Source organism: Sphingomonas bacterium (assembly GCF_903644055.1).
GTDB lineage: Bacteria > Pseudomonadota > Alphaproteobacteria > Sphingomonadales > Sphingomonadaceae > Sphingomonas_I.
In genome coordinates, this window is sequence record NZ_CAHJXD010000286.1 from 1 (window position 1) to 8,350 (window position 8,350).

9 protein-coding genes are annotated in these 8,350 nt (G+C 68.3%); 8 read left to right on the forward strand and 1 reads right to left on the reverse strand.

Going from position 1 to position 8,350, the window contains the following annotated elements; translation table 11 throughout:
* The 5 genes from HUU94_RS12220 to HUU94_RS12240 form a co-directional block, all read left to right on the forward strand.
* The coding region (locus HUU94_RS12220) for a flagella basal body P-ring formation protein FlgA (RefSeq protein WP_174275343.1) at positions 1–267 on the forward strand (267 nt) is incomplete at its 5' end.
* A gap of 53 nt (positions 268–320) precedes the next feature.
* A complete protein-coding gene (gene flgM, locus HUU94_RS12225) occupies positions 321–611 on the forward strand; it encodes a flagellar biosynthesis anti-sigma factor FlgM (protein WP_254602186.1) in 291 nt (96 codons plus the stop codon).
* Positions 608–925, forward strand: a complete 318-nt coding sequence (locus tag HUU94_RS12230; RefSeq protein ID WP_174275344.1) for a hypothetical protein — start codon at positions 608–610, stop codon at positions 923–925. Before flgM ends, HUU94_RS12230 begins: the two co-directional genes overlap by 4 nt.
* Positions 926–1,386: 461 nt before the next feature.
* Positions 1,387–3,504 (forward strand): flagellar biosynthesis protein FlhA, encoded by a 2,118-nt coding sequence (gene flhA / locus HUU94_RS12235; protein ID WP_174275345.1) that lies wholly within the window; start codon positions 1,387–1,389, stop codon positions 3,502–3,504.
* Positions 3,501–4,241, forward strand: coding sequence for a sigma-70 family RNA polymerase sigma factor (locus HUU94_RS12240; RefSeq protein ID WP_174275346.1), 741 nt, complete (start codon positions 3,501–3,503; stop codon positions 4,239–4,241). The genes flhA and HUU94_RS12240 overlap by 4 nt, the downstream gene beginning before the upstream one ends.
* A gap of 384 nt (positions 4,242–4,625) precedes the next feature.
* On the opposite strand, the gene HUU94_RS12245 is transcribed toward HUU94_RS12240, so the two are convergent.
* The gene (locus tag HUU94_RS12245) at positions 4,626–5,438 is read right to left on the reverse strand and encodes a flagellin (protein WP_174275347.1); all 813 of its coding nucleotides are present in this window, start codon (positions 5,436–5,438) and stop codon (positions 4,626–4,628) included.
* A 273-nt stretch (positions 5,439–5,711) separates the two neighbouring features.
* Between HUU94_RS12245 and HUU94_RS12250 the strand changes: the two genes are divergently transcribed.
* The 3 genes from HUU94_RS12250 to fliF form a co-directional block, all read left to right on the forward strand.
* Entirely contained in the window at positions 5,712–6,953 is a 1,242-nt protein-coding gene (locus tag HUU94_RS12250; RefSeq protein ID WP_174275348.1) for a sigma-54 interaction domain-containing protein, read from the forward strand.
* 10 nt (positions 6,954–6,963) lie between these two features.
* Positions 6,964–7,308, forward strand: a complete 345-nt coding sequence (gene fliE, locus HUU94_RS12255; RefSeq protein ID WP_174275349.1) for a flagellar hook-basal body complex protein FliE — start codon at positions 6,964–6,966, stop codon at positions 7,306–7,308.
* 1 nt (position 7,309) lies between these two features.
* Positions 7,310–8,350: flagellar basal-body MS-ring/collar protein FliF (gene fliF, locus HUU94_RS12260; protein WP_174275350.1), on the forward strand; the 1,041-nt coding region annotated here is incomplete at its 3' end.

Below are 8,350 nucleotides of genomic sequence, written 5' to 3' on the forward strand. Positions count from 1 at the left end.
CGCGTCCCGCTGATGCGGCTGGCGCAGGCGAGCGGCGGCGCGGCGCAGAGCCCGCGCGCCGAGGCGATCGTGCGGCGCGGCGACCCCGTCGATCTCGTCGCGGGCGCGCGCGGGTTCAGCATCAGCATCGGCGCGATCGCGCAGGAAGACGGCGCGCAGGGCGCGCGCATCAGGGTGCGCACCGATGGCGGCGACAGGCCCCAGGGGCAGATCCTTTTCGCCGAGGTGATCGAGCCCGGACGCGTTCGCTTACCAGGATTTAACTGATTGGGGTTTCTGCCGTTACTCCCGAACGGGTATGCGTTCGATTGGGCGGTGCAATGCGGAAGGATTCGATGGTGATCACGGGCATAGGAGCGATGGGCGGCAACCGCCCCGTTGACCAGCTCCGTACCGACGGCACGGGCCCCAAGCCCGCGCCCCGGACGATCGCTTCGGAAGAGGTGGGCGCCCCCGTGAGTTCCGCCAGGGAGATGGCGGCGGCCGGCGCGCCGATCGAGGCGGACAAGGTCGCTCGCATCAAGGCGGGCATCGCCGACGGCAGCTATCGCGTGAACGCGCAGGCGATCGCTGAAAAGATGATCGCGCTCGATCTGCCCGCAAAGGCATGAACCAGGCCGCGCTGGATGCGCTGATCGCGCATGAGGAAGCGCTGATCGCCGCGCTCGACGGCCAGGATATCGCGCTGATCGAAGCGAGCACCAACGACATGCGCGACGCGCTGACGCGCGTCGCCGCGATCGGTAGCTGGCACGATCGCGGGACGGTCGGCGAGCGCGTGGTGCAGGCCGTGCGGCTTGCCGAGGCCGCCAAGGGCCGGATCAACTATCTCGCCGATCGCAACCGCCGCCAGCTCGATCGCCTCGCTACCCTGACAGGCGCGCCGCTCGCCGCGGCTTATGGACGGGCTGGCAGGCTGGGCTGAGGTCCGGCCCATCCCCAACCGCCGTCATGCCGGGCTTGTTCCGGCATCCACCGTCCCACGGAGCCGGTCAACTCGGGACTAGGAGCTCGGTGGACCCCGGCTACAAGTCCTGGGCGACGAGTAGATGTTCGAGCGGGATAAGCGCCGAACAGGTCCGGGGTGACGGTCGATGCGAGGCGATGTCCGCCCAAATCCTTGAATGCCGATCGGAGAGGCTGTCCCGTTGACGTTGAACTTTCGTCACCCCGGCCTTGAGCCGGGGTCCCACTGCCTGCCGACGCTGAGGAGAAGCGGGACCCCGGCTCAAGGCCGGGGTGACGTTCAGCTTGAACAGGACAGCCTCTAGTTCTGCGCTAACCGCCTCTGGCGGTGGATTCCGTAACAGCCCGGCATGACGTAATTGCCGCGAGAATTGGCACGTCCCTTGCTTCGTTCTGCCTCATGCACAGGTGAGGTAAGGCATGGCGACCACGGCAATCAAGCGGAAGCTCTGGATCGGATCGGCCAAGGCGGCGATCCTGCCGATGGCGACGCTGACGCTCGTCGGGCTGATGATCGTGCCGGTGCCGAGCTTCGTCCTCGACGTGGGCTTCATCCTCAACATCATGATCAGCCTCGCGGTGCTGATGGTCGCGCTCAACGTCGAAAAGCCGCTCGATTTCTCGGCCTTCCCCACCGTGCTGCTGTTCACGACCCTGCTCCGCCTCGGCCTCAACGTCGCCTCGACGCGCGTCGTGCTGGTCAACGGCCACACGGGTGCCGCGGCGGCGGGCCATGTCATCGAGGCGTTCGGCCACTTCCTGATCGGCGGCGATTATGCGGTCGGCCTGTTCGTGTTCGGCATCCTGATGGTTATCAACCTCGTTGTGATCACCAAGGGCGCGGGTCGCGTTTCCGAGGTTTCGGCGCGCTTCACGCTGGATGCGCTGCCCGGCAAGCAGATGGCGATCGACGCCGATCTCAACGCCGGCCTCGTCACGCCTGAGGAAGCCAAGGCGCGCCGCCAGGAGATCGCGACCGAGGCCGATTTCTACGGATCGATGGACGGCGCCTCCAAGTTCGTGAAGGGCGATGCGGTCGCTGGCGTGTTGATCCTCGCGATCAACATCCTCGGCGGCCTCGTGCTCGGCGTCGTCAGCCACAAGATGGCGGTGGGCGAAGCGGCCTCCACCTATATCCAGCTCGCGATCGGCGACGCGCTCGTCGCGCAGGTGCCCGCGCTGCTGCTGTCGATCGCCGCCGCCGCGATCGTCACGCGGGTTTCGAGCCCGCTCGATCTTTCCGACCAGATCACCAGCCAGTTCGGATCGGCCAGGGCCTGGACCCCGGTCGCGGGCATCCTCGCCTTCCTCGGGCTGCTCCCCGGCATGCCGCACCTGATCATCCTGCCTGCCGCAGCACTCGCGGGCGGCACCGCGTGGAAACTGCGCAAGGCCAAGGCGGCCGCCGCGATCGGCGAGGTGCCCGCCGCCGCCACCGCCAGCCCGACGGCGATCGGCTGGGAAGAAGTGTCCGACGGCGCCGCGCTCAGCCTTGAGCTCGGCTACGGCCTCGTCGGGCTGGTCGACGAGCGCAAGGGCGCGCCGCTGATGACGCGGATCACGGGTATCCGCCGCCAGCTCAGCCGCGAGCTCGGCTTCGTCGTCCCGCTGGTCCGCGTGCGCGACAATCTGGTGCTCGGGCCGAACAGCTACCGGATCAGCGTCGCCGGCGTGGTGGTCGGCGAGGACGAATGCTGGCCGGAGGATCTGCTCGCGCTCGACAGCGGCGACCTTACCGCGCGCGTCGAAGGACGGATGTGCAAGGATCCGAGCTTCGGGCTCGATGCGGTGTGGATCACCCCCGAGCGGCGCGGCGAGGCGGTGGTCGCGGGCTATACCGTGGTCGATGCCGCGACGGTGATCGCCACCCACCTCAACCAGCTTATAGCGCATGCCGCGAGCGACTTGTTCGGCATGGACGAGATGCAGAAACTGCTCGACGCGCTCAAGGAAAGCGCGCCGCAGCTCGTCGCGGGCCTGACGCCGCAGCCGCTCAGCCTCGCGCAGCTCGCCGCCGTGTCGCGCGCGTTGCTGGCCGAAGGCGTGCCGCTCAAGGATTTCCGCCGCATCGCCGAGGCGATCGTCGATTCCGCGCGCGAGGGCGCCGATCCGATCCCGCTGGTCGAGGCGGTAAGAATACGGATCGGCGCGCTGATCGTGCAGACGATCGTGCCGGTGCGGATGCCGCTGCCGGTGATCACGCTCGATGCCGAGCTCGAAAGCCTGCTCGCGCAGGCGATCCGCGTCGGACCCAACGCGCAGCATCCGTTCGAGCCGGCGCTCGCGCAGCGGATCGTGGGCGCGGTCGCCGATGCCTCGGCGCCGATGGTCAACGCCGCGAGCCGCTTCGCGATCGTCACTTCGCCGATCGCGCGGCGCGCGCTGGCGAGACTTCTTAAACCCCATCTGCCCGAGACGCCGGTGATGAGCTTCCTCGAAATCCCCGATGGCAAGGCCGTCGAAGTGGTGGCGATCGTCGGCGGCAAGCCGGGCGAGGCTCCCGCCGCCGCCCGCCCCCGCCTGGAGATGGTGCAATGACCCCCGCGACCGCGCAGGCGTTCGAGCCCGGCCCCGCGACCTACGGCCGCCGGCCGACGCGCACCGATCCCGCGCAATTGGCGCGGGCGCACATGCCGCTCGTCCGCAAGATCGCCTGGCATGTCCACGGCCGCGTCTCGTCGGCGACCGACATCGAGGATCTGGTCCAGATCGGCATGGTCGCGCTCGTCGAGGCGGCCAACGGCTATGAGGATCGCGGCCATGCGTTCGCGACCTATGCGACCTTGCGCATCCGCGGCGGCATGATCGATCATCTCCGCCGCCACGCGACGATCTGCCGATCGGCGATGGCCAAGCGCAAGGAGATCGGGCGCATCGCCACGACGCTGCGCGGCAGCCTGGGCCGCGAGCCCAAGGAAAGCGAGATCGCCGAAGCGATGGGGCTTTCGGCCGCGGACTATCGCGAGCTTTCGGACAGCACCGCGACGATCCACCAGGAATCGCTCGACGAGGTCTATTCGGATCAGTCGATCTGGTTCGCCGATGTCGAGGAGCGGATCGACGAGACGCTGGAGCGCGAGGAGCTTGGGCGCCTGCTCGCCTCGCGCATCGCCACCCTGCCCGAGCGCGAGGCGATGGTGCTTCAGCTCTATTTCGTCGAGGAGATGAACCTCGACGAGATCGGCCAGGTGCTCAACGTCGGCGCCGCGCGCGTCTGCCAGATCAAGAAGTCCGCGCTGGACAAGCTGCGCAAAGACCTTGCCGAGGCCGCCTGAAGTCGGGACGCACGTCGTTGAAGGCTGGTCACTGGGTCCCAAGCGCGCCCTGGGACGGATCGACATCCGCTCTAAGGACCAATTCCCCCCACAGCTCGCCCGCCACCCCGGACGTGTTCGGCGCTTATGCATTCGAACATGTAATCATTTTGCGCAGGATCATGATCCTCCCCTGAAAGGGGAGGTGGCGGCCCGTAGGGCTGACGGAGGGGTGTCACCGTCTCGATAGCGGGTTACCCCTCCGTGTGGCTTCGCCAGCCACCTCCCCTGCCAGGGGAGGATCGTCTCTTTGCAAACTTTTGATCGCATCCGACTCTAGACGCAAAAGACCCCCGGCGATCGCGCCGGGGGTCCTTCGTTTGCCCGGTGATCGGGCGGTTCGGCTTACTTCAGCAGCGAGAGCACATATTGTGAGCTCTGGTTGGCCTGCGCCAGCATCGCGGTCGAGGCCTGCGCCAGGATCTGCGCCTTGGCGAGGTTGGTCGTCTCGGAGCCGAAATCGGCATCCTCGATCCGCGACCGCGCATCGGTGAGGTTGGTGACGTTGCTCGTCAGATTGTTGACCACCGAGTTGAGGCGGCTTTCGGCGGCACCGAACTTCGCCTGCTTGGTGGCGACCGTGCCGATCAGCGTATCGACCGAGGCGATCGCCGCCGATGCGCCGGTGGTGAGATCGACCGAAGAGATGGCCGACAGATCGAGCTGCGTGAAATCGACCGACACCGTATCGGCGGCCGAGGAGCCCGTCTGGATCGTCACCGAGCCCGAGGAGCCCGCCGCACCCGAGAAGAGCGCGATGCCGTTGAACTTGGTGTTGGACGTGATCGACGTGATCTGCGCGGCGAGCTGCGTGACTTCGGCCTGGAGATTGGTCTTGTCGCTCGACGAATAGGTGCCGCTGGACGCCTGCACCGCCAGTTCGCGGACACGCTGCAACATGCTGGTGACTTCGGTCAGCGCGCCATCGGCGGTCTGCGCCATCGAGATCGCGTCGTTCGAGTTGCGGATCGCCTGGCCCATGCCGCGGATCTGCGAGGTCATCGAGGAAGCGATGGCGAGGCCGGCGGCGTCATCCTGCGCGCTGTTGATGCGCTTGCCGCTGGACAGGCGCATCATCGCCGTCTGGAGCTGCTCGTTGGCCATCCGGGTGCCATTCTGGGCGCGGAGCGCGCTCACGTTCGTATTGATAACAGTCATCTACTCATTCCTTTCCCGCTCAAGATTGGCGAGACCGAGAAGGCCATTTCCGCCACGAAGCCGATAACGACGGGGTTGGCGGGGGCTTTAGCCGGCTTTTTTGGCAAGGCCCGAAACCGGCGCCGGGGAAAGCGGCCCTCTACGCGTGTGCCCGCGATACGCAGGCGATGCGCGCGCGTTCCTTTTAAGCATTTGGTAGTTAATCGGGGCGTAACCCTGTTGCCACAGCCGGCGTCAGTTTTTCGCCGCCGGCCAGCAGATTGGGGCGTTCCGATGCACGATGTAGGTCTTAGCGAGGGGGCGGCGGGCAAGCATCCGATGCTCGGCGCCTGGCTCGCCGGGGTCGGGATCGAATGCGCGAAGATCGCCATCGACGCCCCCGTGCACCGCGATGCGGTCCGGATCATCGACGTCAGCGAGCGCCACGCGGCGCGGCACCGCGACCTGATCGTCGCCGCGACCGACGGCCCGCCGAAGTTCATGGCCATGGCCCACGGCCGCCCGGCCGAGGTGCATTTCGGTTTCGAGGATGCGGCGTTCGCGCATGCGCTGATCGCCGAGCTCGTCCGCCCCGAGGCCAGGCCCGCGGTCGGCGAGCCCGAGAGCGCTGCGTTCATGACGCTGGTCGCGCGGATCGCACGCGCCGACGCGACGGTGCTGGTGCTCGGCGAGACGGGCACGGGCAAGGAAGGTATCGCGCGCTTCTGCCACGCCGTATCGCGCCGGGCCGACAAGCCCTTCGTCGCGGTCAATTGCGCGGCGCTGCCCGAGACGATGCTCGAGGCGATCCTGTTCGGCCACCAGAAGGGCAGCTTCACCGGAGCGGCGGGTGCTTCCGAGGGGCTGTTCCGCGCGGCCGAGGGCGGCACCCTGCTGCTCGACGAGATCGCCGAGCTGCCGCTGGCGCTGCAAGCCAAGTTGCTGCGCGCGTTGCAGGAGCGCGAGGTCCTGCCCGTGGGCGCGACCAGGCCTGTGCCGATCGACGTGCGCGTGATCGCCGCCGCCAACCGCGAGCTTGCCGAGGAGGTCGCCGAGGGCCGCTTCCGCGCCGATCTCTACTGGCGCCTGAACGTCATGCCGCTGATGCTCAAGCCGCTCAGCGAACGCCGGCTCGACGTGCGCGCGATCACCGCCACCCTGATGCTGCGCCACCTCCAGCCCGGCGAGGACTTTCCCTGGCCGACCGCGCAGGCGCTCGATCGGCTGATGTCGCACGGCTGGCCGGGCAATGTCCGCGAGCTCGACAATGTTCTCCAGCGCGCGATCCTGCTGCGCCGGGGCGACCGCATCGAGGCCAGCGACCTCGCGATCGAAGCGGGGACGCTCGCCGCCGCCGCGCAAGTCCGCGCCGCGCCCGTCCGCCTCGCCGAAGCCGCGCGCGATTCCGAGGCGCGCGTGATCGAGGAGGCGCTGGAAGCGACCGGCGGCCATCGCCTGCGTGCCGCCGCGCGGCTCGGCATCAGCGAACGCACGCTCCGCTACCGGCTCGCCGATATGCGCCGGGTCGCGGCGTGAAGGCTGAGCGATGACCGCGATCACCCCCGCCAGCCTGCTGCAAATGCGCTCCGCTATCCTCCAGCAGAACAGCGCGCTGCAGAAAGCGGCGGGCGCGGGCGTGCCGGGTGTCAGCCCCGCGCAGCCGGCGGCGGCGACCAGCTTCACCGGCGCGATGAAGACCGCGCTGGCGCAGGTCAACGACTTCCAGGCCAAGGCCGATACCGCCAGCACCTCCTACGAAAAGGGCGAGACCACGGACATCGCCGCAGTGATGCTGGCGCGCGAGCAGGCCTCGGTCGGCTTCCAGGCGACGCTTCAGGTCAGGAATAAACTCTTGTCCGCCTATAAGGACATCATGAGCATGCCGGTCTGACATGAGCGAAAACGCCCTCGCCACGGCGGCGCCCGCCGCCCCCCGCATCGCGATCCCGCAGAGCGGTCCCGCGCTGGAACGCGTCAGGACGTTCGCGCGCCAGCCCGCGGTCGCCAGGAGCCTGCCGCTGATCGGCATCCTCGCCGCGCTGGCGCTGGCCGCGCTGGCGTGGATCAGCTTCGCGTCCGGGCCGCAGCGCGATCTCTTCTCGGGGCTCGGCGATGCCGACAAGGCGGCGGTTGCCGATACGCTGAAGAGCGGTGGCATCCGCTATGCGCTGGATCGCGACAGCGGCGCGATCACCGTCAACGAAAGCGATTATTACCGCGCCAAGATGCTGCTTGCCCAGGCCGGCCTCCCGAAGAGCGCGCCCGATGGCGATGCGATGATCACCAGCCTGCCGATGGGCGCGAGCCGCGCGGTCGAGGGCGAGCGGTTGCGCGGCGCGCGCGAGATGGATCTGGCGCGGACGATCGAGGCGATCGATTCGGTCGAGACCGCCAAGGTGCACCTCGCGGTCGAGCAGCCGAGCGTTTTCGTTCGCGACGCCAGCCCGGCTTCGGCCTCGGTGATGCTGCGCCTGCGCCAGGGTCGCGCGCTTTCGGACGGACAGGTGCAGGCGATCGTCAACCTCGTCGCTTCCTCGGTGCCCGGCCTTTCGCCCGATCATGTCTCGGTCGTCGATCAGACGGGCCATCTGCTGTCGCGCAACGGCGGCGGTGACGCGGGCGCGGATCGCCAGGTCGAGCTCCAGCAGAAGATCGAGCAGCGCTATCAGGATCAGATCGCCAAGCTGCTGACGCCGCTGGTCGGTGCCGACGGCTTCACCAGCGAAGTCCACGCCGATCTCGATTTCGCCGAGGTGCAGGCGACGCGCGAAAGCTTCCCCAAGGATACGGCGGTCGTCCAGCGCGAACAGGGCGGCTGGGCCAATGACGCGCAGGGCCAGGCGCAGGCGGGCGGCATCCCCGGCGCGATCGCCAACCAGCCGCCGACGGCGCCGCAGGTGACGACCACGCCGACGCCGTCGCTGGCCCCCGGC